Genomic DNA, 25,738 nt, shown 5'->3' with positions numbered 1-25,738 from the left:
GGCGCTACACCAGCTTCAGATCGACCGCGCGGGCCTGCGGAAACACGCGCGCCAGCGCGGCCGGCCTCAATCCATAGGTGCGGGCGAAGAGTCCACCGAGCACGGAACGGTAGTCGTTGAGCACGGGGTAGTCGCGGTTCTGGAACAGCGTGGTGGCCGACAGGGCCTGCTGCTCGCCCGCAATGCGCCCGCCCGCCACGCTGCCGCCCAGCACCCACATGACGCTGCCGTGGCCGTGGTCGGTGCCCCGGTTGCCGTTCTCGCGAAAGGTGCGTCCGAACTCGCTGACGACCACCACGGTGGTGCGGGTCCACGACGGGCCCATCTCGTCGGCAAAGGCGGCCAGGCCCCGGCCCAGTTCCTCGAACCGGTTGGCCAGCGCGCCGGTGGCGTTGCCTTGGCCCACATGCGTGTCCCAGCCGCCCACATCAACGAAGCCCAGGTTGTAGCGCGACTGCATCAGCCGCGCCATGCGCCGGGCCGTGCCTTCAAAGCCTTTGGTGCTCAGGGCGTTGCGACTGGCCGCATCCATCTCGCCCTGCATGGTGCGCGCCACCTCGTCTCGGGTTTGAAACCCCTCGGCCACGGGCACCGCCAGCGGCGTGCCCTGGTACATGGATGCGATCAGCCCAGCCTGCCGGTCATCGATGCCCGGCTTGGCCGCGCCGGCCGCGCCCAGGGCGGTGTTGGGCACGTCGTAGCCGCCGCGCAGCGCCAGCGGCAGCGTGTCGGTAAAAGCCATGGGCGACAGGTGGTCGTGCCAGCGCGGCTGGGCCCCCAGCTCCAGCGCCAGCCGGTTGAGAAAGCCCGAGCGGTAGTCGCGCCGCGCAGCCACCGGCTGGCCCAGCTCGATGCTGTCCTGCGTGTCGAAGTGGCTGCGCGTGAGGTCTTCGGTGCCTGAGAACGGCACGAAGGCGATCTGTTTTTTGGCATAAAGCGGCTGCAGCGACCCGGCCAGCGCCGGATGCAGGCCCCAGTCCGCCGTCAAGGGCAGCGCCCCGCCATCGCTGCCCGGGCGCGCAATGGCGATGTTGGGGCGCGTCTCGTAGTAGAAGTCGCTGGCGACTGGCACCAGCAGGCTGGCGCAGTCGTAGCCGCCACGCAGAAAGACGAGCAGAAAGCGTGCGTCCGTGGCGCCGTCGGGCGTCGCGGCCAGACTGGCTTGCAGCACGCCGGGTGCGGCCATGGCGGCCAGCGCCTGCAGGCAATGGCGGCGCGTGGGCGTGTTGCCAGAGCTGCCGGTCGAAGTTGAAAAAGCGGAGTGCGGCATGGCGAACCTTTCCTGGGGGCCTCAGGCGTACATGAATTCCGGCGCCGAAAGCAGGAACGTGTTCCATTCCGCCGGCGATGTGGCGCGGGCCAGCGCGACGCGCGTGGCCGGCGCCAGCAGCGGCTCCAGCGCGCGGAAGGCCTCGCTTTGTGCGATGGCCGGTGGCGGTACTTTGGTCTGTGGCGCGCCCTCCGCGCGGTAGAGCGCGCCGGTGCCGGCGCCGCCCAGCGCCCGTGCGATCTCGAACCGCACGGCCAGCTGGCCAGAGCTGGTCCACGCGGCAGCGTCCAGCGGGTAGCCGTCTGGCGTGGCTCGGCCGTAAAGCGGTTCGGCCAGCCGCTGCAGCCACGACAGCGCGGGGTCGGGGTTGGCCAGCACACGGTCGGCATAACCCAGCCGCAGCCCGGCCATCACGTACTGCACCGGGTCGCGCAAGCGGGTGCCCAGCGACGCCTTGAACGCATCGCTGGCGATGAGCGTCTGCAGCACCGCGCCGATATGGCCGTCGCTGCGTGTGAAGCTTTCGGCCAAGGCCTGCACCAGGGCCGGCGATGGCGCGTCGCCCACCAGGTACGCGGCCAGTTTGCGCGAGACGAAGCGGGCAGTGGCCGGAGCACGCGCCAGGCGGTCCAGCGCCTCGTCCAGTTCGGCCATGCCCTGGCCCTGCAGCGGCTGGCCCAGCAGCTCCTTCGGTTGCCAGTCGTGGCGCTGTGGGTGGAATTCATAGAGGCCGTTGCGCACGTAATGGCGCGCCCATTCGGCTTTCAGCTTCGGCGGCGGCTCGTCCAGCGGGCGCAGGGACACGCCGTGGCCGGTGAGCACACGGGCCAGCTCCTGTACGTCGTGCTGCGAATAGCCACCGCCCACGCCCAGCGTGTGCAGCTCCATCAGCTCGCGCGCGTAGTTCTCGTTGATGCGGCCCGCCGCGTTCTGCGCATTGTCCAGATAACGCAGCATGGCCGGGTGGCGCACCGTGGCGCCCAGCAGGTCACGAAAGCGCCCCAACGCATGCGGGCGGATCGCGCGGTCTTCATAGTCGCCCACCATGGCGCGAATGTCGGCCTTGCCGGCGAAGACGCTGAAATGGTTCATCCAGAACCACGTCATCTTTTCCTGCAGCTGCGCCGGCGAATACACGGCGCGCAGCACGAAGCGGCGCTCAGCCTCGCGCTGCAGGGCGCGCATGTCGCGCTGGTAGGCGTCCTGCGCGGCCTTGCGGGCGTCTTCGGTGGGGTCGTTCTTGATGGCCTGCTGGCGGGCCTGCATGTCGATGGCCAGCGCTTCCATTGGCGTGCGGGTGATGGCCATGGCGTCGATCTGCGCCTGGGCCTGCAGCGGCAGAGCGGTTGGCGTACCGGGCCGCAGCAGCGCAGCAACGGTGGCGGCGGTGCCGGTGCGCTGCAGTGCTTGCAGCGAGGCGTTGTCGGCGCCCCAGGTCAGGCGATCCAGCAGGCGTACGCCTTGTGCGCTGCCGGCATCGATGGCCGTCTCAGTAGCCGCCCACCCGGTGACTGCCGGCCCGCACAGGCTGGCAGCCGTCACCGCCAGCCATTGGCGGCGGTTGAGCCCGGGGGAGAAGCGCGCTGGGTCAGACGAAAAGTCACCGCCGCGCGAGGGCGCGGCAGGCAAGGCGGCACGCACAAAAGACAGCATGGTGTTGGAAAAGTAGTGGCTGCGCTGCGCATGGTGCGCCGCCACATTCCGGCCCGCAAGGGGCCGCGCCGGTTTTTACCCCGGCGACACAGATGTATCGGCCTGTGGCCGAGTGCAACCGATCAGCTGGCGGCGCGGTGCGCTGCGGGCGTGGCTTCCTCGAAGCGGTCGACCTTGCGCAGCGGTTTGAAGACCAGCGCCCAGGTGCCCACTACGCCCAGCGTGCACAAGCCGCCCAGCACGGCAGCGGGCACCACGCCCAGCCACGCGGCGCTGGTGCCGGCGCGGAATTCGCCCAGCTCATTGGACGACCCGATGAACAGCATGTTCACCGCGTTGACGCGCCCGCGCATCGCGTCGGGGGTGGAGAACTGCACCAGCGCACCACGGATGTACACACTCACCATGTCCGCTGCGCCCGCCACCATCAGCGCCGCGAACGACAGCCAGAACAGCGTGGACAAGGAAAACACCAGGTTCGCCACGCCGAAGATCGCCACAGCGATGAACATGGTGCGTCCCACATGGCGGTTGAACGGGCGCATGCTCAGGTACAGCCCGGCGCTGACCTCGCCGATCGCCATCGCACTGCGCAGCGCGCCCAGGCCCTGCGGCCCCACGTGGAGCACTTCATGCGCGTAGATGGGCAGCAGGGCGATCACGCTGCCCAGCAGCACCGCGAACAGATCGAGCGAGATGGTGCCCAGAATGATGGGGCGCGATTTGATGAAGCGAATGCCTGCGCCAAAGCGCTCGACCATGCTGCCCTGCGTGGGCCCCAGCGGTGCAGCGTGCGCCACCGGCACGCGCAGCAGCAGCGCCGTGCCCAGCGCAAAGCACACCAGGCACACCGGGTACGTCAATTCGCCCCCGCCCAGCGCGTACAGCAAGCCGCCCAGAAACGGCCCGCCGAGGGTGGCCGAACGCATCAGCATGCTGTTGGCCGCAATCGCCTGGGCCAACTGGGCGCGCGGCACGATCTGCGGCAGTAGGCTTTGCAGCGCCGGCCCCGAGAACGCGCGGGAACAACCGAACAGCACCAGCACCGCGTAGATGCCCGCAACCCCCGCCGAGCCGTGGCCTGACAGCCACCACAGCAGGCCGCTGCAGACAGCGCCCACCGACCAGCTCACGGCCAGGATGCGCTTGCGGCTGTAGCGGTCGATCAAATCGCCCGCCGGCAGCAGCAGGCAGAGCATGGGCAGAAACTGCGCCAGCCCGACATAGGCCAGCGCCAGCGGCTCGCGCGTCAGGTCGTACACCTGCCATGCCACCACCACGGCCTGCACCTGCGTGGCGAACACTGCGGCCAGCCGCGCCATCAGGAACGCGATGAAGCCGGCGTGGCGGTACACGCTGGTGGCCGGGGCAGGCGCGGCAGGGTCGTTGGGGGTAGCGGTCATCGAGGGCGAGGCCGGGGCAGGCGCGGCAGCAATTGCATAGTCCAGGCAGCCTGTCGGCCCTGGCGTGCAAAAGCGCCCGATCCTACCGGCTTCGCGCTCGGCGCGTGTGGGCCCCTCGGGTCAGCGCGGGTGGCGCCGGCGGTAGTCCCACGGTGCTTGCGGGCGCTTTTGCGACCACAGGCCCGTGTGGCTGGCGCGGGCCTTGCGCTGCAGCGCTGCCAGTTCGGGGTAGCGCGACGCGTGCGGGGTGTAGACCCAGGCCAGCCCGGCGCCGATCTGTTCGCTCGCCACGTCGCGCCCTGCGCAGCGCACGTGAGCCAGCAGGCGGCCATAGGCGTCGTGCCCCTGCGTGCGCAGCGCTGCCTGCTGGCGAAAGCACAGCTGCGCGAGGTTCTGTCGGGCGCGTTGGCCGAAGGCCTGCTTGCTCTCGGGCGCGTCGATGGAGACGATGCGTACCTTCTGCGGCCGGTATTCGCCGGGCGTGCCGCAGCGCACCGTGAGGGTGTCGCCGTCGCTGATGGCGACGACGAGGCAGAAAAGAGAGGCGGCGACGGTAGACAAAAGAAGGTGAGGTGCGTGGACGAAAAGCCGCGCACTATACCGTCGTGCCTGTGCAGCGGCTGCCGAAATCTGCGGCTTGTTCGATCTGCCTAAAAACAAGGCAGTGCGCTGAAACGCAGCACCGGCGCGGCTTTGGCGGGGTTGTCCGGGCGCTTGTCCACAGATCGGCCCACAGGCTGCGGGCATAACTCGAGCCGGTCGGTCGCCATGGCCAAAATTATGGTCTTTTAGGCCTCTAGCGCTTTATTGATAAGCGCAAGTAGCTATGAAAGTTATAGCGAAACGGCTTGCTCTGCCCAGTCGCCCGGCGCGAGTCCGTCCAGCGTATACGGCCCGATGGCGGCGCGCACCAGCCGCAGCGTGGGGTGCCCGACGGCAGCGGTCATGCGGCGCACCTGGCGGTTGCGGCCTTCGCGAATGGTCAGCGCGATCCAGGCCGTGGGGCGGGCCTGGCGCACGCGAATCGGCGGATCGCGTTCCCACAGCGTGGCGGGTGGCTTGATGCGCCCGGCGCGGGCCGGCAGCGTCAGCCCGTCGTTCAGCGTCACGCCTTGGCGCAGCGCTGCCAGTGCGTCGTCGCCGGGCTCATCCTCCACCTGCACCCAGTAGGTCTTTTCCATCTTGAAGCGTGGGTCGGCAATGCGGGCCTGCAGGCGGCCATCGCTGGTCAACAGCAGCAGGCCTTCGCTGTCCGCGTCCAGCCGGCCGGCCACGTACACGCCGGGCAGGTCGATGAAGTCCTTCAGGCCCTGCCAGCGGCCCTCGGCCGTGAACTGGCTGAGCACGCCGTAGGGCTTGTTGAAGCGGATCAGCCGGGGCGTTCCAGCGGCTGCAGCGGCTGGGGCGGAGGGTTGAGGGCGGGCGTGGCGGAAAGCTGGCATGGGCTGCCAGCATAGCGGCCCCGGCGGTCGCCCGACCGCGCAGCCGGGCTCATCTGGCAGCGCGGTAAATAACAGTAAAATAAGGCTCCAGCGCTTTATCCATAAGCGCTAACAGCTATTAAGTTGATAGCGTTTAAGCGGTGCGACGCATGGGCTTCTCGCCCCGCCATCCATTCCAACGCCCAGATTCATCCCAGCCCATGATCACCATCTCGCTCGATATTGCCCAGACCGTGGGCGCGGCCGCCGTCCTGCTCGTGGTTGGGGAATTCATCCGCAATCGCGTGGGGCTGCTCTCGCGCTATTTCATTCCCGGGCCGGTCATCGGCGGCGTGCTGTTTTCGTTGCTGGCGCTGGCCGGCTACCAGGGCGGCTTTTTCTCGATCCAGTTCGACGCGAGCATTCGTGCTTTTCTGCTGCTGGTGTTCTTCACCACGATCGGCTTTTCGGCCAGCTTCGAGATGCTCAAGAAGGGCGGCGTGGGCGTAGCGATCTTTCTGGGCGCGGCCGTGGCGCTGGTGCTGCTGCAGAACGTGGTCGGCGTGGGCGTGGCGGCTTTGCTGGGGGTGCATCCGATGATCGGGCTGGCGGCGGGGTCGATGTCGCTCACGGGCGGGCACGGCACGGCGGCAGCCTTCGGGCCGCTGCTGGAGCAGGCGGGCGCCGCCGGTGCGCTGCCGGCGGCGATTGCAGCGGCCACCTGGGGGCTGGTGTGCAGCTCGGCCATCGGCGGACCGGTGGGCTCGCTGCTGATGCGCCGCCACGGGCTGACCGGCCCGAAGGCGCAGGCCACTGCCGCGCCGCCCGTGCCCGGCCATGTCGTCACCGCGCATGAAACGGAAGACACCAACGCGCAGACCATGATGTACGCCACCGTGCTGATCGCGTTGGCCATCGGCGCGGGCACGGTCATCGTGCGCTGGCTTGCCGATGCGGGCATCGTCATTCCGGCCTACCTGGGCCCCATGCTGGTGGCAGCCTTGCTGCGCAACGTGATCGACTGGCGCGACGGCGTGCTGCCTGCCAACCAGTTCGACGTGGTTGGCAACGTGTCGCTGGGGTTTTTCCTCGCGATGGCGCTGATGTCGATGAAGCTCTGGGAGATGGCCGAGGTGGCCGGCCCGCTGCTCGTCATCCTCATCGTGCAGACAGCGCTGATGTTCTGCTTCGCTTACTTCATTACCTTCCGGGTGATGGGGCGCGACTACGACGCGGCCGTCATCGCCGCCGGCCACTGCGGCTTTGGCCTGGGCGCCACGCCCAACGCCATGGCCAACATGCAGGCATTCACCACGGCGAACGGGCCATCGGTGAAAGCGTTCTTCGTGATTCCACTGGTGGGTTCGCTCTTCATCGACTTCTTCAACGCCGTCATCATCACCGGCTTCATGAACGCGCTGCGCTAGATTCCGGCGCTCCAAAAGGCATCACGCCGGCAGGAACAACGCCGGGTTCACCATCGCGCGGTTCAGCATCACGCCCCAGTGCAGGTGCGGCCCGGTGACCCGCCCGGTGGCGCCTACGCGGCAGTAGGGCTGACCGGCGGCCACTGTGTCCCCTACGCGCACGTCCACCGCGCTCAGGTGGCACACCATGGTCAGCAGGCCGCCGCCGTGGTCCAGCCACACTGTGTCGCCATTGAAGAAATAGTTGCCCACGTCGATCACGCGCCCTGGCAGCGGCGCCACCACGGGCGTGCCGGTCGGTGCTGCGATGTCCATGCCGCTGTGCGGGCTGCGCGCCTGGCCGTTGAACACCCGCCGCAGCCCGAACGAGCTGGAGCGCGGCCCCGGTACGGGCACCTGCATGCGCAGGTCCTGCAGGCGGGGCAACGGGGTCGAGAACGTGGCCATCACCTGCCGCTGGTGGTCGCGCTCGCGTTCGTAGCGGGCCTGGTCCTCGGCTGACAAATCCACTGTGCGCGGAGCCACGTTCAGCCGCTGCTCTCGGTACTGGTGCGCCGCGATGCGGTAGGTGAGCGTGCGTTCGGCCTCGCCCGCCACGCGCACGGTGATGTGCGCCGGGCCTACCGGTGCCGACAGCGCGATGCCCACGATGGCCGTCCATTCGATCATGTCGCCCAGCACCAGCAGGGGCACGCCATCGGCATGCGCCACGGGCCGCTCGGCCGACGGCCCCAGCGATATGCGCGCCACGCCGCCGGGCACCACGACGGCGCGCGGCCACACGGTGGGCGGCGCGGGTGGGCTGTCCTTGGCCGCCCACGCCGGCAGGGCGCACAAGCTGGCGCCGGCCAGGGCCTGCTGCAGCAGCAGCCGGCGATTTGAACGAGGCAGGGCGATGAAAGAGTGGGCGGGCATGTGGCGTGCGGCAAGGCGGTAACGGAATGCGTGATCTTCGCACCCTTGCGCGCCGCTCAAACCCGCATATCGAACAACGAAATGGTAGTCAGGCACGCCCCTCTGGCTGCGTGAAGATGGCAGCTTCTTTTAGTTCGGATCAGAGAAAGAGCACAGCATGCCGGTCTTATTGTCGAAAGCGCGCCGCGCCTTGTGGGGGGCCATCTTGGCCTGTGCGGCGGGTGGGGCCGTGGTGGGCTGCGGCGGTGGGGACGGCTCGGGCGAAGGGTCGGGCGACCTGACGCTTGGGCTACTGGCGCACGACGATTTCACCCAGGGCCTCGGCCGCTGGAAGGTCGAGCAGCAGGACGGAGCCGGTACCGTGACCGCCAGCGGCGGCGTGCTGGACATCGTGCAGCCGTCGGGCGCCACGATCTGGTTTCGGCAGAAGTTCTCGGGCGACTACCAGATCACCTTTTCGGCCACGCCCGTGCCCATCACTTTTCCTGACACGCGCTTCTTTGATCGCATCTCCGATCTGAACATGTTCTGGAACGCGGTCGATCCGCGCGCAAGCGGCGGTGACCCCACGCTGAACACGTTCGACGGGGCGCTGAATTCATACAACCCGGTCAAGCTCTACTACGTGGGCTTTGGCGCCAACAGCAACACAACCACACGGCTGCGCCGCAACGACGGCACGGACAGCCGCCCGCAGATCACTGGCTACTCCACGCCCGCATCGGCCACGGCGGACGACCGCGCAGGCGGCATGACGGCCGCCACCACGCTGGTGGCCAACCAGCCAACGCAGGTGCGCATCGTCTCGCGAGCCCCCACGGCTGGTGATCCAGTCACACTGCGCTGGTACGCCAACGGCGCGCTGGTGTTCAGCCACACCGACCCGGCGGCTTATCTGGAAGGCTGGTTCGCGCTGCGCACGACTACCAGCCATTGGCAAATTCGGGATTTCAAGGTGCAGGCGCTGGCCCAGCTTTGAGTGCAGTGCTAGGCCGACGATCGTTGGCTGTACGTTCCCTGGGTGCCTCCTGTCCTGTGGCACCACAGCTCTGTGCCTCTCCAGCGGCTGAGGCAGCGTGCTTTATGAAGCGGTCTTGCCGTCGTCAGGTCCTGACGAAGAATGCTTTTCGCGCTCGTCATCCGGATGCGGCTGGTAAGCCGGCGTCGCCGGTTTGCCTCCGCTGTCCGTTTCTACCAGGGCAGGGCTGGGACGGTCGGTGTCTTTGCGGGGCTTGCCGTCGGGGGAATCGATTTGGGTGACCATGGAGTTTCTTTGTGATGGGTTGGTAGTGAGGGCCAGCGCGCTGGGGCCAGCTCAGGGCGTGAGCACCACTTTGCGGCAGTCGTCCTGGACCTTGTCGAACATGTCGTAGGCGCTTTCAGCTTCTGAGAGCTTCATGCGGTGCGAGATGATCACGTCCGGCCGCATCTTTCCTTCGCCGATGAGCTCGAGCAGTTCAGGCATGAACCGCTGGGCGTGTGTCTGCCCCATCTTGAAGGTCAGGCCCTTGTCGAACGCGTCGCCGAACAGAAAGCCGTGAATGAATCCAGCGTACACGCCCGGCACGCTGACGACTCCGCCGCGCCGCGTGGCGGCAATGCACTGCCGCAGCGCCTTGCCACTGGAGCCTTCGAGCTTGATCGCGGTGAGGGCGGTTTCCAGCGCGCTGCCTTTGGCTTCGAAGCCCACGGCATCGATGGTGGCGTCCACTCCGTGCCCTGCCGTAGCTTGCAGAATGACTTCAGCCGGGTCGCTTTCCTGGTCGAAATTGATGGGTATCACGCCGTACTGCTGAACGGCGAACTCCAGGCGAGAGACGTTATCGTCCACCATGAAGATCCGCTCGGCACCCACATGGCGAGCGCATAGCGCTGACATCAGACCGACCGGGCCCGCGCCAAAGATCGCTACCGAGGAACCGGGCCCCAGTTCCGCATTGAGTACCGCCTGATAGCCGGTGGGCAAGATGTCCGAGAGAAACAGCACTTGTTCATCACTCAGTACGTCGGGCACCTTCAGCGGACCCACGTTTGCCTGCGGAACGCGCACATATTCCGACTGCCCTCCCGCGTAGCCGCCGTATAGGTGGGAATAGCCGAACAGCCCCGCACCGGGGGTGGCGGACTTCTTGTTCAGAATGGCGCCGCGTCCTGGGTTGGTGGTCTCACAGGCGGCGAACAGAGTTTTGTCGCAATAAAAGCAGCTGCCGCACGCAATGACGAATGGAATCACCACGCGGTCGCCGCGCTGCAGGCCCGCCACACCCGTACCCACGTCTTCCACGATCCCCATGAACTCATGGCCCAGAATGTCGCCCTCTTTCATTTCGGGAATCTTGCCGCGGTAGATATGCAGATCCGAGCCGCAGATTGCCGTGGCGGTCACTCGCAGGATGATGTCGTCGGGGGCATAAAGCACCGGATCTGGAACGGTTTCCACCCGTACCTTCTTGGCGCCTTGATAGGTGAGAGCCTTCATGGGGAAGCACCTTGCTATTGATGAGGGATCTTTAGCCTATGGAGCAATGGTTGCCGGTTTTGTCGGCCATCGCGCCGTGTGCGGCCCCATAGCCGTGGGCCTGCTGCATTCAATTGGCAGCGGCAACATGTGTTGAGCAGGTGCCAGGCACAGTGCTAAAGGGGCGGGGTATCGACACACTTGAAGCGTCCCGCGAAGTGGCATGCCTACTCTGAGACGGACGACAAAGAGATCTGTCGCCCTATTAGACTTTTGCTTGTCTTTGACGCATGGCCGCGACCACCGCGCTTTCCAGCATTTCTAGGTCGACAGGCTTACCTAAATGGGCGTCGAAGCCGGCAGCGATGGCCCGCGACCGGTCCACCTCTCTGGCCATTCCAGACACGGCCACCATGGCAATATTGAACGTCTCTTCCTGCTCACGGAGCTGCTGCGCCAGCCAGTACCCGTCTCTTATGGGCATGCCGATATCGGACACCACCACGTCAATTGCTGTGTTTCTTGCGAGATGCAGCGCTTGCTCCGCACTGTTCGCCAGGTGTACCTGCGCGCCTTCGTTTTCGAGGATTGCAGAAAAGGCGCCAAGCAGTTCGGGCTCGTCGTCCACCAGCAACAGCCGCACTCCTTGCAGCCGCACGTCAGATTGAACCTGGCAGGCTGCCTGAGCAAAGGTAATGGCCAGCGGCAACCAGACCTTGAAGCAAGAACCAAGACCCTTGCCCTGTGAAGTAGCGGCTACCCTGCCGCCGTGCAACTCTGCCAGTTGCTTGACCAGCGCCAATCCGATGCCCAGGCCTCCCGTGCGCCGGCTGGGGCCGGCGTCAACCTGCCTGAACATCTCGAAGACACCGGTCACGTGGACAGGGTCCATGCCAATGCCATCATCCGTGACGGTGATGACGGCCATGCCTTCCTCGGTCTCCAGGCGTACATCGATCCTTCCTTCTGGCGGAGTGAACTTGACGGCGTTGGTGATGAGGTTCCAAACGATCTGCTCAACGCGTACTGCATCTCCGTAAATGCTGGCGTCGGCTAACTCCATGGAAAAACGCTGCGCTTTCTTCTCCACATCCGGTCGCACTGCGTCGGCAATATTGCGCACTAGGCCAGCCATATCCACCAGCGAAGGGGTCAAGGTCATCTTGCCCATGTTGGCGCGAGACAGCTCCAGCAGGTCGTTGATGATCTGTAGCTGACTTGCCACCGCACTCTTGATTGACGCAGCAGCCCGCAACGCTCGTTCATCCTGCTGCAGTGACGGCAGTCGTTGTATCAACTGAGCGTTCATTTGAATCACGGACAGAGGGTTTTTGAGCTCATGCGACACGACGGCGAGGAACTCGTCCTTCATGGCGCCGACCTCCTGCAACTTCGCACGGGTGGCCCGTTCAGTAGCCAAAGCGGCATCTCTACGCTGGTCGCGCAGTTCCTCCTCCGTCAGATTGCGCGCGATTTTCGCAAATCCGATCAAACGCCCATCTGCGTGCATAGGTGTGGTGATGCCGCTGCAATACACCCGCGTTCCGTCCTTTCGGACGTGCCACCGGCTATCGTCGGCGCAACCAGAGTCCCTTGCCTTTGCCAACTCGTCATCAGCCTTATTTGCCAGCCGCTCGTCTTCAGAAAAAAGGATGCTGAACGACAGACCTATGGCCTCGGAATCGGCGTAGCCAAAAATTTTCTCTGCTCCCCGGCTCCAGGTGTCGATCACTCCTGTCTCATCCATTGTGATGATGGCGTAGTCGCGCATGCTCTCCGCAACGAGTTGCATGCGTCGCTCGCTCATGCGGAGGTTCTCTTCGGCCTTCCGTTTGGATGTAATGTCGAAAAATGCGAGAACGGCGCCCTCGATGCGGTCAGTGAGCGTGCGGTAGGGTACAGCCCGCGCGAGAAACCAACGCTTGTCATTGCTGCTGACCTCTCTTTCGATACGTGTCAGGTTCCGTAGAACGTCGTGCACATCGTCGGCCAGTTGGGGGTAGTCAAGACGGTGCGTGATATCAAGCAGCGGACGCCCCGTATCCGAAGTCAGCAAATTGAAAAGCGTGGCAGCTTGCGGGGTGAAGCGCTTGATGCGCATTTCCCGGTCGACAAAGACAGTGCCGATGTCTGCTGAATTCATCAGATTCTGCAGGTCGTCATTGAGCTGGGTAGAGTCTTCGATGCGCATCGTCAACTCGGAATTGACGGTGGTGAGTTCCTCATTCACCGCCTGCAGTTCCTCACGGCTGGTTTCCAGCTCTTCCGTCGTTGAGCGAAGCTCTTCATTGATGGTCTGAAGCTCTTCATTGGATGCCCTGAGCTCTTCCGTTGATGCATTGGACTCGCCCACCATTGTTCTCAGTCGCTCTTGCGTTCTAAGTAGCTCTCTCTCCAACGAGTCGACCAGCGGATCTCTATGTATATTGCCATCGACAGGTGTCGCCAGGCTTTCCTGAGCCTCATCAAAGACGATGAGCAGCAGACCCTTAGGCGTTTCGTCGAACGCGGGTCGCACAGTCATCACGATGGTATGCAACTGGCCGTTGACTCTCAGCCGTACACGCGGTGCCTCCACAACCAGCCCGGTCTCAATCGCCCGGGTGAGAGCTGCGCGAAGTTCCGCTCTCAACTCAGGTCGCGCCAACGCAAGCAGTTTGTTTGTCGGTGCGCCTTCAGGCAGTCTCAACAGATGAGTAGCTCGCTGGCTAACGTGCAGCACGGTGTTGTCCGCATCGATCAGAACCGTGGGCGGGCCGTAGTTACGCAAGATACGCTCATGTAACATTTCCAACGGCGGACGCTCCGCCTGCCGGGGTGGATCCGCAGTAAACGCAGGCGCAGCAACCTCTGGAATCTTCACTGGCATTGGTGGCAGCGAGCGGGCTCGAAGCGCTTTGGCGGTGGCCCGGTAGATACGGTGGCCCTTGTCGACGCCGTCGAACAGGCCTTCTGCTGTGTCGATGGTTTCAGAGCTGCCGAGAAACAAGAGACCTTGGGGCTTCAAGGCAAAGTGAAAGCTGCGCGTCACCTGATTTTGAGCGACCCGGTCCAGGTAAATCAGCACATTTCGGCAAGAAATAAGATCCATGCGCGTGAACGGAGGATCACTCAACGCGTTATGGGTCGAGAACACGACCATGTCTCTCACAGTCTTGGTGATTCGCAGGCACCCCGGCTCAGCCGTGAAAAAATCTGCGATTCTTTGAGGATCGATATCTACGGCGATGGACTCCGGAAATAACCCTGTGCGGGCGGCTGCAATAGCTCGTTCATCAATATCCGAAGCAAAGATTTGAATGGTGGCGGCTTGCCCCAGTATTTCTCTTAATACGATGGCTAAGGAATAAGCTTCCTCGCCTGTGGCGCACCCCACTACCCAAGCGCGAAACGGTTCGTTTTGCTGCCGTTCAGAGGCGGCATTCCTAAGCGACGCTTCCAAGGCTGCAAATGATTCCGGGTCTCTGAAGAAGTTCGTAACGCTGATCAGCATGTCCTGCAGCAATGCAGGCGTCTCGCGCGGCTCGGTGTCCAGCAGTTTGCGGTAGCTTGGAAGATCTGACACTGCGTTGACTTGCATGCGCCGTTCCAACCGACGGAGCACCGTGCCGCGTTTGTAATGCGCAAAATCGTGACCGGTGCGCTCACGCAGTAGCGCCTTGATAGAGGCTAGCGCTTCCTCCGACTGGAGTTCCTCCTCGGGGGTCTGGGTCAGAACCCTGAGATCAGCCGGCGGCGCGGGTAACGCTATATTTTTGGCGTTCTTCCAAAGGAATTTGAGCTTCGACGCCATTTCTTCCAGCGGCAGAACGAAGTCCACCATGCCGGTGCGAATGGCCGATTGGGGCATGCTGTCATATTCGGCTTCGTCCGGGCTTTGGGTGAAGGTCAATCCGCCTAATTCCTTCACACGCCGGAGCCCCTGCGCTCCATCGCTGCCTGTGCCCGTGAGCACTATGCAAATGGCGCGCTCCTCGTGGGCCTGCGCCAAGCTGCGAAAAAAGAGATCAATTGAACTTCTTCTTGCCGCGAGCGTGGATAAGGGCGAAACACGCAATTTGCCGTCCGTCATTTCCAATTTCAAAGCGGGTGAAATGACATAGACGTGATTGACCTCGATAGTGGTGACTTCCGTCACAGTCACCACGGGTAGGGCGACGTCTCTCTGCAGAATGGATCCCAACACGCTTTCGTGGTCCGGGCTGAGATGCATGACCACAACAAATGCCATTTCCGGGTCGGTTGGCAACTTGCCTAGCAGATCTCGTAGCGCTGCGAGGCCGCCTGCCGATGCGCCCACCCCAACGATCGGGAAGTTCAGCTGACTCTTGGCGACTGGCAATTCTTCGGGGTCTTGAGGGCGCATGGTGTCAACTCTGCTATGGCGACATCGCAAGCGTTTAGTCGCGTTGGTGAATGAGGCAATGGTTGAGCCGATGAAGGTGCCGCGCCAAGCTGGTGGTTCAGAATAAAGCCATTTTCAACAGACTCTGTTACAGACTCAGGCAAATTCCAACTGGTGGTCTGGGAGCCCAACCTCCGAACCGTCGGGGGTTCAGTGGCGCTGCTCTGGTCATCTGGCTGTCAGTCAAATCTGACGCGTGTCGGCTCTATCCGACTTCGTCTATTGATTGATTCTGGCTCTGCTCGCGTGGAGCACGCATGCAGTTTTAAAGCTGGCCAACACGTTCAAGGCTGACTTTCTCTTTGCTGCAAATCATGGAAGGCTGTATATGCAGGAAAAATTCACTGACCGACATCCGCTGAGCGATCTTGCTTATGACTGGGTGACACTGGTGCAGAACAAGGCGCAGGCGCTGACCGCATATGACCAGTACATCAAAGATGCCGAAGCTGCCGGATCTTCAGAATGTGCAGCCTTTTTTCGCAAAGTACATGAAGCCGACAAGGCACAGTTAGCTGAAGCGAAGCAGCATCTCATATCAGTACTGCAGGGGAAAATGGGTGCAAACACCCCTTAGCGTAATTCGGTCTTGAAAGCAGGCTCGATTTTTCAAGGGGATCAATAACCTCTCCGCCCGGAAAGGCGTAGAGGGCGGCCAGGTGCTGGACTTTCAATGGCGCCATTCATGATTTGCCGTGGAGCAAATAATGTTTAATCTTGAGTTGGACGTGCTGGAGTTGATGGTGCGGCCGGTCATCGTCTACGGCATTCTGTTGCTAGTAATGCGTCTGACTGGAAAGCGGACGGTGGGTCAGTTCACGCCGTTTGACCTTCTGGTGGTGATGCTTGTCAGTGAGGCTGCCGGCCCTTCCATGACGGGGAAAGATCAATCCCTGCTAGGGGGGCTGATAGTCTGTCTTATCCTTCTAGGACTCAACACGCTGGTGGGGGCGATTACTGCACGTAGCCGAGCCGCCGAGATATTACTTGACGGAGAAGCTGTACTCCTGGGGCGCGATGGGGTGATATTAAATGCTGCTTGCAAGAAACATCGGATTTCTCAAAACGATATAGACCAAGCCTTGAGGGAGGCCGATTGCGATATCAGCGAGCTTAGATATGCGTTCCTTGAAGTAGACGGGAAAATCAGTATTCAGAAAATTTGAAACTATTGTCGACGCGCATGAGCGTGTCGCTCGCGGCGCAGACGTATCGGTCGGCCTAAGGTGACGTTTACGTCGGCAGGAGTCGGTTGGCGTGGAAGTTGACGGTTTGCTGTCGCCACCTGCTCTAAAACCAGACTTGTTAACTGCCGGGACGCAGAGAATCTGTTGAGCTCACCGCGCAAGAATCTTCATCTTGTTCAATTGCCGGTGCCTGCGGACCATCAAGAACATTCTCTGGCGAAGGGGAAGCAACCACCGTCGGCAAAAGGTCGCTGTTAGACGGCCTCGTCGCAGGTGGCCTCACCAAGCGGCCTGCACAGAATTCTGGGCGGTAGGTGCAATGCGCAGAAGACTCTCAGCGCCAAGAAAAAAAGCCCGCCATCATTGAGATGGCAGGCTTTTTTCGCTTTGCGGCTTGTAGTGGCTCCTCGACCTGGGCTCGAACCAGGGACCTACGGATTAACAGTCCGGCGCTCTACCAACTGAGCTATCGAGGAATATGAATGGTGTTTGATCGCTTGTTGCTGGAACAAAGATCTGAAATCTTGGCTCCTCGACCTGGGCTCGAACCAGGGACCTACGGATTAACAGTCCGGCGCTCTACCAACTGAGCTATCGAGGAACAAGACTTCGATTATATACACAAAAAAACGGGTTTCAGACGGTGCGGCGCGGCCCTGGTGCGCGGCGGCGAAGCTCACACGCCGGGGCGCTGCGATTCGGGTACGTGTGCCAGCGACGGCTCGGGGCGGCGCCAAAGCCAGGCCAGCACGCAAGCCATGCACAGGCTAGCCGTCACCGCCGCCCAACGCGGCGCTTGGCTTACCACCAGCACGACCGCACACAGCGCCATCAACGCGGTGGCGCTCCACTTGGCGCGGCGGCTCACGCAGCCACCGTTGGCCCAGTTGCGCAGCATGGAGCCGAACAGGGGGTGGCCCCACAGCCACGCGTGCAGACGGGGCGAACTGCGCGCCGCTGCCCAGCCGGCCATCAAGATGAAGACGGTGGTGGGCAGCCCCGGCACGAAAATGCCGATGACGCCCATCACCAGGCACAGTGCCGCAAACGCCAACAGCAGCCACCGCACCACCAGCGGCAGCGGCGCGTGCGGCGGTAGGGGGGGCAGCGGCGGCTGCGGCTCTGGCGGAACGGGCATGGCCCGATTGTGCCTGCGGCGTTATGCTCGCCAGCCGCCCAGCGCAACCACACATCCATGACCATCCACGCCATTCTGAAAATGGGCGACCCGCGGCTTCTGCGCGTTGCCCAGCCCGTGACCGAATTCGACACCGATGCTCTGCATACGCTGGTGCGCGACCTGCTGGAGACGATGCAGTCCGTCAACGGCGCAGGCTTGGCCGCGCCGCAGATCGGCGTCGATCTGCAGGTGGTGATCTTTGGTTCGAACCAGCGCAACCCGCGCTACCCGGACCGCCCGCTGGTGCCGCAGACCACGCTGGTCAACCCGGTGATCATGCCGCTGGGCCACGAGGAGGAAGAGGACTGGGAAGGCTGTCTGTCCGTGCCGGGCCTGCGCGGCGTGGTGCCGCGCTGGTCGCGCATTCGCTATACCGGGTTCGATCCGTACGGCGACCCGATCGACCGGGTCGCCGAGGGTTTTCATGCGCGTGTGGTGCAGCATGAATGCGATCACCTGATCGGCAAGCTCTACCCGATGCGGGTGCGCGACTTCTCGCGATTCGGCTTTACCGAGGTGCTTTTTCCGGACATCAACGCGGCCGAAGACGATTGAATCCGGCGGGTGGAGTTTTGAATGAAATAGTGCTCTAGCGCTTATCCATTAAGCGCTACTAGCTATATATATAATAGCAAAAGCGGGTGGGCTCAGTCGCTGTCCGCCAGCGCCTTGAGCAGCTCGGTCTCGATGCGGATCTGCCGGGCGTTGTTCTGCAGCTCGGAGCCTTGCACCAAGAAGGTGTCTTCCACCCGCTCGCCCAGCGTGCTGACCTTGGCGAGCTGCACGCTCAACTGGTGCTGCGACAGCACTCTCGCTATCAGATACAGCAAGCCGGCACGGTCGCTGGCAGAGATAGAGATAAGCCAGCGCTGCGCTTTTTCGTCGGGGCGCAGCGTGACGCGGGGGGCCACCGGAAAGCTCCTGACCCGCCGCGACACGCGCTTGCGCGTCGGCTCGGGCAGGGCGCCGCCGTCGGCGATGGCGCGCCCCAGATCGCTTTCGACCATGTGGGTGAGTTCACGGTAGTGGCCCGCCTGGGTGGATGCCACCACCTGGAACGTGTCGAGCGCGTAGCCATTGCGCGTGGTGTGCACACGCGCATCCAAGATGCTGAAGCCTGCCCGGTCGAAGTAGCCGCAGATGCGCGCGAACAGGTCGGGCTGGTCGGCCGCGTAGACCATCACCTGCAGGCCTTCGCCCACCAGCGACTGGCGTGCGCGCACCACCGGCCGCTCCGATCCCACCAGCCGCGCCAGGTGCCGCGCGTGCCAGGCGATGTCGGCAGCTTCGTGCCGCATGAAGTAGCCCACGTCCAGCGTGTCCCACAGCTTCAGGTGGCCATCGGCCGGCTGCGCGCTCAATGCCAGCAGCACCAGCGCTTCGCGCTTGCTGGCTTCGACCTCGGCGGCGGCATCGGGCGCGCGGCCGCCCAGCGTGCGCAGCGTGGCGCGGTACAGGTCTTCCAGCAGCTTGCCCTTCCAGGCGTTCCAGACCTTGGGGCTGGTGCCGCGGATGTCCGCCACCGTCAGCAGGTAAAGCGCGGTCAGATTGCGCTCGTTGCCCACGCGCTGCGCGAAGGCGGCGATGACGTCAGGGTCCGACAGGTCCTGCTTTTGCGCGACCTGGCTCATCGCCAGATGCTCGCGCACCAGGAATTCGATCAGCGCCGAGTCGGCCTTGTCCACACCGTGCTGGCGGCTGAAGTGGCGCACTTCCTCCGCGCCGATCTGCGAATGGTCGCCACCACGGCCCTTGCCGATGTCGTGGAACAGCGCGGCCAGGTACAGCAGCCAGGGCTTGTCCCAGCCGCTCGCCAGTTGCGAGCAGAACGGGTATTCATGCGCATGCTCGGCCATGAAGAAGCGCCGCACGTTGCGCAGCACCATCAGGATGTGCTGGTCGACCGTGTAGACGTGGAACAGGTCGTGCTGCATCTGCCCGACGATGCGGCGAAAGGCCCACAGGTAGCGCCCCAGCACCGAGGTCTGGTTCATCAGCCGCATGGCGTGGGTGATGCCGGCCGGCTGCTTGACGATCTGCATGAAGGTGGCGCGGTTGACCGGGTCGCGCCGGAAGGCCGCATCCATGACGCCACGCGCGTTGTAGAGCGCGCGCAGCGTGCGCACCGACAGGTCTTTCAGCCCGCCGGTGGTCTCGTACAGCAAGAACGTTTCCAGAATGGCGTGCGGCTGCTGCTGGTACAGGTCGTCGCTCGCCACCTCGATCAGGCCGGCTTTTTCGAAGAACCGGTCGTTGATGCGGCGCAGCTCGTGCGTGGAAGGCGACAGGCGCTCCTCGATGTTCAGCAACAGCATCTGGCTGAGCTGCGACACGGCCTTGGCCGCCCAGTAATAGCGGCGCATCAGCGTTTCGCTGGCGCGCATGGCCAGCCGCTTACCGTCGGGCGAAGTAGAGCGGTAGCCGAACGATTCGGCCACGGCGGTCTGCAGGTCGAACACCAGGCGGTCTTCGTGGCGGCCGGCCACTACATGCAGGCGGGCGCGAATGAGGAACAGCAAGGCCTCGTTGCGCTCGATCTGGCGTACCTCGAACGGCGTGGCCAGCCCGCTGGCGGCCAGGTTGCGCCAGGTGCTGCCCAGGCCCGCTGCGCGGGACACCCAGGTGATCATCTGCAGATCGCGCAGGCCGCCGGGCGACTCCTTGCAGTTGGGCTCCAGCGCGTAGGGCGTGTTTTCGTACTTGTTGTGGCGCTGGCGCATCTCCAGCGTCTTGGCGACCAGGAAGGCGGCCGGGTCCATCTGCTCCAGATACCGGCGGCGGAACTCGGTGAACAGCGCGGCGTTGCCGCAGATCAGGCGCGACTCCAGCAGCGAGGTCTGCACCGTCACGTCGCCGGCCGACTCGCTCAGGCATTCGGCCACCGTGCGTACGCTGGAGCCGATCTCCAGGCCCGTGTCCCAGCAGCTGCCGATGAAGGTCTCCATCGCGGTGCGCAGCGGGTCTTGCGCTTCGGTGTCCACGCAGGGTTCTTGCCCTTCGCTGCGGTCTGGGCACAGGGCGTCGGGCAGCAGCACCAGCACGTCCACGTCGGAATAGGGAAAGAGCTGCGCCCGGCCGTAGCCGCCCACCGCCACCAGCGCCACGGTGGCGGGCAGGCCAGCGCGCTGCCACAACTGCTGCAGCAGTCCGTCGGCCAGCGACGACAGCTTGAGCAGCAGCGGGCGAATGCCCCGGGTGGAGACGCCACCTGCCTGCAGCGATGCGAGCAGCTCTGCCTTGTCTTGCCGATAGGCGTCCCGCAACGCGGGGAGTTCAGAAGGCGTGGGGGAAGGGATGGCGGACATGGGCGTACTCATGGGCGGACTGTGAGGCATGCCTGCGGGTGCAAGCAAGATCCATACGAAAGCACAACACCCGCCAGGCCCGGCGCGGGGCCGGGCGGGGCAAATCAGGTCTTGGTGGCCGTCACGAAGGAAGGCAGCGGCGGCGATCCGGCCGACAGCGTCAGCACTTCGTAGCCGGTTTCGGTCACCAGCACCGTGTGTTCCCACTGCGCGGACAGGCTGCGGTCCTTGGTGATGATGGTCCAGCCGTCGTTGCCCAGTTCCTTGATCTCGCGGCGGCCCAGGTTCAGCATGGGCTCGATGGTGAAGATCATGCCGGGGCGCAATTCGTCCAGCGTGCCCGGGCGGCCGTAGTGCAGCACCTGCGGCTCTTCATGGAACTTCTGGCCGATGCCGTGGCCGCAGAATTCGCGCACCACGGACAGGCCATGCCCTTCGGCAAATTTCTGGATCGCATGGCCCACGTCGCCCAGCCGCGCGCCTGCCTTGACCTGCTGAATGCCCAGCCACATGGCATCGAACGTCAGGCTGCTCAAGCGCTTGGCCGCAATCGAGCATTCGCCGATCAAGTACATGCGGCTGTTGTCGCCGTACCAGCCGTCCTTGGTGATGACGGTGACGTCCACGTTGACGATGTCGCCCTTCTTCAAAGGCTTGTCGTTCGGAATCCCGTGGCACACCACATGGTTGACCGACGTGCACAGGTGGCCGGGGTAGGGCGGGTAGCCCGGCGGCTGGTAGCCGATGGTGGCGGAGACGGTGCCTTGTTGCGCCATGCACTCGGCGCCCAGGCGGTCGATTTCTGCGGTGGTGATGCCGGTGCGAATGTGGGGGGTGATGTAGTCCAGCACTTCGGAGGCCAGGCGACACGCCTCCCGCATGCCGGCAATGCCCTCGGCGTCTTTGATGGTGATGCTCATGGGGCCGAATTATCCCACCCGGCTTTTGCCTTTGCAGCCAAGCGGCTTCGGTGCGGCCGGGCACCGTTAAAATGCCGGGTTTTCCGAGAACCTCCGGGCCGGCGTCCCCATTCAGCGGCCACCGTCCTGCGCAGTCCGCGTTCCACCCCCATCACACAGGCCGCTACCGTGACCTTGCACATGACTCAGCTGGAGGGCGGCAATGCCCTCAGCACCTTCCGCGCCCAGCAACTGCAGCCCGCCCTGGAGGCCATCCATCCCAAGATCACCGGCATCGCGGCGCGCTTCGTGCACCTGGTGTCGACCGATGCCCAGCCCACGCCGGCCGAGCGCGAGCGCCTGGCCGCGCTGCTGACCTACGGCGACCCGTACGCCGGCCCGGTGGCGGGTCCTGCGCTGATCGTCACGCCGCGCCTGGGCACGGTGTCGCCATGGGCGTCCAAAGCCACCGACATCGCGCGCAACTGCGGCCTCGCCATTCGCCGCGTCGAGCGCGTGACCGAATACCGCCTGCAGCTCAAGTCCGGCCTGCTGGGCGGCACGCCCGAGCTGACCGAGGCGCAGCGGGGCCAGGTCGCCGCGCTGCTGCACGACCGCATGACCGAATCGGTGGTGCCTGACTTGGGCAGCGCCGCCGCGCTGTTCACCGAACTGCCCGCCGCGCCGATGGAATTCGTCGACGTGCTGGGCGGCGGGCGTGCAGCGCTCGAAGCGGCCAACACGCGCTGGGGCCTGGCGCTGGCAACGGATGAGATCGACTACCTGGTCAACGCGTTCACCGGCTTGAAGCGCAACCCGACCGATGTCGAGCTGATGATGTTCGCGCAGGCCAACAGCGAGCACTGCCGCCACAAGATCTTCAACGCGCAGTTCACCATCGACGGCGAAACGCAGGACAAGAGCCTGTTCGCCATGATCCGCAACACGCACCAGCTGGCGCCGCAGCATACGGTGGTGGCGTACTCGGACAACGCCTCGGTCATGGAGGGCTCGCCGGTTGAGCGATTTATAGCCAAAATGGCCTCTAGCGCTTATCCATCAAGCGCAAGTAGCTATGAAAAGAGTAGCGCACTGAACCACGTGCTGATGAAGGTGGAAACGCACAACCACCCCACGGCGATTTCGCCCTTCCCCGGCGCCTCGACCGGGGCGGGGGGCGAGATCCGCGACGAAGGCGCCACCGGGCGCGGCTCCAAGCCCAAGGCAGGGCTGACGGGCTTCACGGTGTCCAAGCTCTGGGGCGGTGAATTCGGCAAGCCCGAACACATCGCCAGCCCGCTGCAGATCATGGTCGAAGGCCCGCTGGGCGGCGCGGCGTTCAACAACGAATTCGGCCGGCCCAACCTGCTGGGCTACTTCCGCGAATACGAGCAGACCGTGGGCGGCGTCGACCGCGGCTATCACAAGCCCATCATGATCGCGGGCGGCCTGGGCACCATCGATTCCGGCCTCACGCAAAAGATCGAATTCCCGGCCGGCTCGTTGCTGATTCAGCTGGGCGGGCCCGGCATGCGCATCGGCATGGGCGGCAGTGCGGCCAGCTCGATGGCTACCGGCGCCAATGCAGCCGAGCTGGACTTTGACTCGGTGCAGCGCGGCAACCCCGAGATCGAACGCCGCGCGCAAGAGGTCATCAACCACTGCTGGGCGCAAGGCGCGGCCAACCCCATCCTGGCCATTCACGACGTGGGCGCGGGCGGCCTGTCCAACGCGTTTCCTGAGCTGACCAACGACGCCGGGCGCGGTGCGCGCTTCGACCTGCGCGCGGTGCAGCTGGAAGAATCGGGCTTGGCCCCGAAGGAAATCTGGTCCAACGAAAGCCAGGAACGCTACGTGCTGGCTATTGCGCCCGAATCGCTGGAGCAGTTCCGCCTGTTCTGCGAACGCGAACGCTGCCCCTTCGCCGTCATCGGCACCGCCACGGGCGAGCGCCAGCTGGTGCTGGACGACACGGCACTCACCGAAGGCGAACAGAAGCTGCCCGTCGACATGCCCATGGAAGTGTTGCTGGGGAAGCCGCCCAAAATGCACCGCGACGTCACCACCGTCAAGCGCGCCCTCACGCCCATCGACCTGACCGGCGTGGCGCTGCAGCAAGCGGTGATCGACGTGCTGGCCCACCCGACGGTGGCGTCCAAGCGCTTTCTGATCACCATCGGCGACCGCACGGTGGGCGGCTTGAGCCACCGCGACCAGATGGTCGGCCCCTGGCAGGTGCCGGTGGCCGATTGCGCCGTGACGCTGGCCGACTTCAAGGGCTTTGCCGGCGAGGCCATGAGCCTGGGCGAGCGCACGCCGCTGGCCGCCATCGATGCACCCGCTTCGGGCCGCATGGCGGTGGCCGAGGCCATCACCAACCTGCTGGCCGCGCCTATCGAGCTGCCCCGCGTGAAGCTCAGCGCCAACTGGATGGCCGCCTGCGGCGAGGCCGGTGAAGACGCCGACCTGTACGCCACGGTGAAGGCCGTGGGCATGGAGCTGTGTCCGGCTTTGGGCATCAGCATTCCGGTCGGCAAGGACAGTCTTTCCATGCGCACGCAGTGGAAGGACGAGGCCGGCACTGCCAGGAAGGTGACCTCGCCCGTCAGCCTGATCGTGACCGCCTTCGCGACGCTGGCCGACGTGCGCGGCACGCTCACGCCGCAACTCGACGCCACCGAAGACGACACCACGCTAGTGCTGGTCGACCTGGGCAAGGGGCAAAGCCGCATGGGCGGCTCCATCCTGGGCCAGGTGCTGGGCCAGGCCGGTGATGTGGCGCCCGACCTGGACGACGCCAAGGACCTGGTGAACCTGGTCAATGCCGTGAACGCCCTGCGCGCGCAGGGCCGCATCCTGGCCTATCACGACCGCAGCGACGGCGGCCTGCTGGCGGCAGCGGCCGAAATGGCCTTTGCCGGCCAGGTGGGCGTGGCGCTGAACGTCGATTTGCTGGTGACAGAAGGCGACGGCATCAGCGACAGCCGCATGGAAACGGGCGACGCCAAGAACTGGGCGCAGCAGGTGAGCGCGCGGCGCGAAGAGCTGACGCTCAAGGCGCTGTTCAACGAAGAGCTGGGCGTGCTGCTGCAGGTGCGCACGGCCGAGCGCAACGAGGTCATGCAGACGCTGCGCGATCACGGGCTGTCGAAGTGGAGCCACTTCGTCGGCAAGACGCGCCCGCAGTCGTCCACCATGAATGTGGGCAAGGGCGAGCTGCAGGTCTGGCGCGATGCCAAGAGCGTCTTCAGCGCCAGCCTGTCCGACCTGCATCAGGTGTGGGACGCGGTGAGCTGGAAGATCTGCCAGCAGCGCGACAACCCCGCCTGCGCCGATGCTGAACACGCAGCGGTGGGCCAGCCGAACGACCCAGGCCTGCACGTGGCGCTGACGTTCGACCCCGCAGACAACATCGCCGCGCCGTTCCTGAACCTGGCGCGCCCGAAGGTCGCCATCCTGCGCGAGCAGGGCGTCAACTCGCATATCGAGATGGCTTACGCCTTCACCGAGGCCGGCTTCGAGGCTTACGACGTGCACATGACCGACCTGCAGACCGGCCGCGCCGACCTGGCCGCTTTCCAGGGCGTGGTGGCGTGTGGCGGCTTCAGCTACGGCGACACGCTGGGTGCCGGCATCGGCTGGGCGCGCTCCATCACGTTCAACGACCGGCTGGCGGCGCAGTTCCAGGGCTTCTTCGGCCGCGGCGACACGTTCGGCCTGGGCGTGTGCAACGGCTGCCAGATGTTCGCCGAGCTGGCCGACATCATTCCGGGTGCCGAAGCCTGGCCGCGCTTCACCACCAACCAGAGCGAGCGCTTCGAGGCGCGCCTGTCGCAGGTGGAAGTGCTGGAATCGCCCAGCCTGTTCTTCTCTGGCATGGCTGGCAGCCGCCTGCCGATCGCCGTGGCGCATGGCGAGGGCTATGCCAACTTCGCACGCCGCGGCAACCAGAGCGAAACGATTGCCGCCATGCGCTTCGTGGACCACCACGGCGCACCCACCGAGCAGTACCCGCTTAACCCGAACGGCAGCGCGGGCGGCCTCACCGCCGTCACCACGGCCGACGGCCGCTTCACGGCCATGATGCCGCACCCCGAGCGCGTGTTCCGCAACGTGCAGATGAGCTGGACTAACGGCGACGTGAGCGCCTTCAGCCCGTGGATGCGCATCTGGCGCAACGCGCGCAAGTGGGTCGGCTGACGCGGGCGACGGAGC

Annotated in this window: 18 protein-coding genes and 2 tRNA genes; 6 read left to right on the top strand and 14 right to left on the bottom strand. The window is 64.6% G+C overall.

Annotated elements, in window-relative coordinates; translation table 11 throughout:
* Positions 1-4 precede the first annotated feature (4 nt).
* The 5 genes from RQI28_RS03540 to RQI28_RS03520 form a co-directional block, all read right to left on the bottom strand.
* A complete protein-coding gene (locus RQI28_RS03540; RefSeq protein WP_311221193.1) occupies positions 5-1,270 on the bottom strand; it encodes a DUF1501 domain-containing protein in 1,266 nt (421 codons plus the stop codon).
* A 21-nt stretch (positions 1,271-1,291) separates the two neighbouring features.
* On the bottom strand, positions 1,292-2,923 hold the full coding sequence (locus RQI28_RS03535; protein WP_311221192.1) for a DUF1800 domain-containing protein: 1,632 nt from the start codon (positions 2,921-2,923) through the stop codon (positions 1,292-1,294).
* Between the two features lie 122 nt (positions 2,924-3,045).
* On the bottom strand, positions 3,046-4,326 hold the full coding sequence (locus RQI28_RS03530; RefSeq protein WP_311221191.1) for an MFS transporter: 1,281 nt from the start codon (positions 4,324-4,326) through the stop codon (positions 3,046-3,048).
* Between the two features lie 120 nt (positions 4,327-4,446).
* Positions 4,447-4,887 carry a thermonuclease family protein gene (locus tag RQI28_RS03525; RefSeq protein ID WP_311221190.1) on the bottom strand — a complete coding sequence of 147 codons (441 nt, stop codon included), beginning with the start codon at positions 4,885-4,887 and terminating at the stop codon, positions 4,447-4,449.
* A gap of 272 nt (positions 4,888-5,159) precedes the next feature.
* Positions 5,160-5,768, bottom strand: a complete 609-nt coding sequence (locus RQI28_RS03520; protein WP_311221189.1) for a pseudouridine synthase — start codon at positions 5,766-5,768, stop codon at positions 5,160-5,162.
* Between the two features lie 200 nt (positions 5,769-5,968).
* Between RQI28_RS03520 and gltS the strand changes: the two genes are divergently transcribed.
* Entirely contained in the window at positions 5,969-7,174 is a 1,206-nt protein-coding gene (gene gltS / locus RQI28_RS03515) for a sodium/glutamate symporter (protein WP_311221188.1), read from the top strand.
* Between the two features lie 21 nt (positions 7,175-7,195).
* On the opposite strand, the gene RQI28_RS03510 is transcribed toward gltS, so the two are convergent.
* Positions 7,196-8,089, bottom strand: a complete 894-nt coding sequence (locus RQI28_RS03510; RefSeq protein WP_311221187.1) for a peptidoglycan DD-metalloendopeptidase family protein — start codon at positions 8,087-8,089, stop codon at positions 7,196-7,198.
* A gap of 157 nt (positions 8,090-8,246) precedes the next feature.
* Here RQI28_RS03510 and RQI28_RS03505 point away from each other — a divergent pair, with 157 nt between their 5' ends.
* A complete protein-coding gene (locus RQI28_RS03505; protein WP_311221186.1) occupies positions 8,247-9,068 on the top strand; it encodes a DUF6250 domain-containing protein in 822 nt (273 codons plus the stop codon).
* Between the two features lie 102 nt (positions 9,069-9,170).
* Here RQI28_RS03505 and RQI28_RS03500 read toward each other — a convergent pair whose 3' ends face one another.
* The 3 genes from RQI28_RS03500 to RQI28_RS03490 form a co-directional block, all read right to left on the bottom strand.
* Positions 9,171-9,353 (bottom strand): hypothetical protein, encoded by a 183-nt coding sequence (locus tag RQI28_RS03500; RefSeq protein ID WP_311221185.1) that lies wholly within the window; start codon positions 9,351-9,353, stop codon positions 9,171-9,173.
* Positions 9,354-9,404: 51 nt separating this feature from the next.
* The gene (locus RQI28_RS03495) at positions 9,405-10,568 is read right to left on the bottom strand and encodes a zinc-dependent alcohol dehydrogenase (RefSeq protein WP_311221184.1); all 1,164 of its coding nucleotides are present in this window, start codon (positions 10,566-10,568) and stop codon (positions 9,405-9,407) included.
* 244 nt (positions 10,569-10,812) lie between these two features.
* Positions 10,813-14,913 carry a chemotaxis protein CheB gene (locus tag RQI28_RS03490; protein ID WP_311221183.1) on the bottom strand — a complete coding sequence of 1,367 codons (4,101 nt, stop codon included), beginning with the start codon at positions 14,911-14,913 and terminating at the stop codon, positions 10,813-10,815.
* Between the two features lie 265 nt (positions 14,914-15,178).
* On the opposite strand from RQI28_RS03490, the gene RQI28_RS03485 reads away from it, so the two are divergent.
* Together RQI28_RS03485 and RQI28_RS03480 are read left to right on the top strand one after the other, a co-directional pair.
* Positions 15,179-15,529, top strand: coding sequence for a hypothetical protein (locus tag RQI28_RS03485; protein ID WP_311221182.1), 351 nt, complete (start codon positions 15,179-15,181; stop codon positions 15,527-15,529).
* Positions 15,530-15,659: 130 nt separating this feature from the next.
* Positions 15,660-16,118, top strand: coding sequence for a YetF domain-containing protein (locus RQI28_RS03480; protein WP_311221181.1), 459 nt, complete (start codon positions 15,660-15,662; stop codon positions 16,116-16,118).
* A 421-nt stretch (positions 16,119-16,539) separates the two neighbouring features.
* Here RQI28_RS03480 and RQI28_RS03475 read toward each other — a convergent pair.
* The 3 genes from RQI28_RS03475 to RQI28_RS03465 form a co-directional block, all read right to left on the bottom strand.
* Positions 16,540-16,615 (bottom strand) — tRNA-Asn (locus tag RQI28_RS03475).
* A 49-nt stretch (positions 16,616-16,664) separates the two neighbouring features.
* Positions 16,665-16,740 (bottom strand) — tRNA-Asn (locus RQI28_RS03470).
* A gap of 75 nt (positions 16,741-16,815) precedes the next feature.
* Positions 16,816-17,277, bottom strand: a complete 462-nt coding sequence (locus tag RQI28_RS03465; protein ID WP_311221180.1) for a YbaN family protein — start codon at positions 17,275-17,277, stop codon at positions 16,816-16,818.
* 57 nt (positions 17,278-17,334) lie between these two features.
* On the opposite strand from RQI28_RS03465, the gene def reads away from it, so the two are divergent.
* Complete coding sequence (gene def, locus RQI28_RS03460) at positions 17,335-17,874, top strand: peptide deformylase (protein WP_311221179.1); 540 nt, start codon at positions 17,335-17,337, stop codon at positions 17,872-17,874.
* A 92-nt stretch (positions 17,875-17,966) separates the two neighbouring features.
* Here def and RQI28_RS03455 read toward each other — a convergent pair whose 3' ends face one another.
* Together RQI28_RS03455 and map are read right to left on the bottom strand one after the other, a co-directional pair.
* Complete coding sequence (locus RQI28_RS03455) at positions 17,967-20,624, bottom strand: [protein-PII] uridylyltransferase (RefSeq protein WP_404976834.1); 2,658 nt, start codon at positions 20,622-20,624, stop codon at positions 17,967-17,969.
* Positions 20,625-20,728: 104 nt separating this feature from the next.
* On the bottom strand, positions 20,729-21,544 hold the full coding sequence (gene map, locus RQI28_RS03450; RefSeq protein WP_311221177.1) for a type I methionyl aminopeptidase: 816 nt from the start codon (positions 21,542-21,544) through the stop codon (positions 20,729-20,731).
* Positions 21,545-21,712: 168 nt separating this feature from the next.
* Between map and purL the strand changes: the two genes are divergently transcribed.
* Positions 21,713-25,723 (top strand): phosphoribosylformylglycinamidine synthase, encoded by a 4,011-nt coding sequence (purL, locus tag RQI28_RS03445; RefSeq protein ID WP_311221176.1) that lies wholly within the window; start codon positions 21,713-21,715, stop codon positions 25,721-25,723.
* Positions 25,724-25,738: the final 15 nt, after the last annotated feature.

The sequence above is a fragment of the Acidovorax sp. WCS2018Noco2-16 genome (genome assembly GCF_031843945.1).
Classification (GTDB): domain Bacteria; phylum Pseudomonadota; class Gammaproteobacteria; order Burkholderiales; family Burkholderiaceae_C; genus Paracidovorax.
This window is presented reverse-complemented; position numbering and strand designations above follow the sequence as displayed.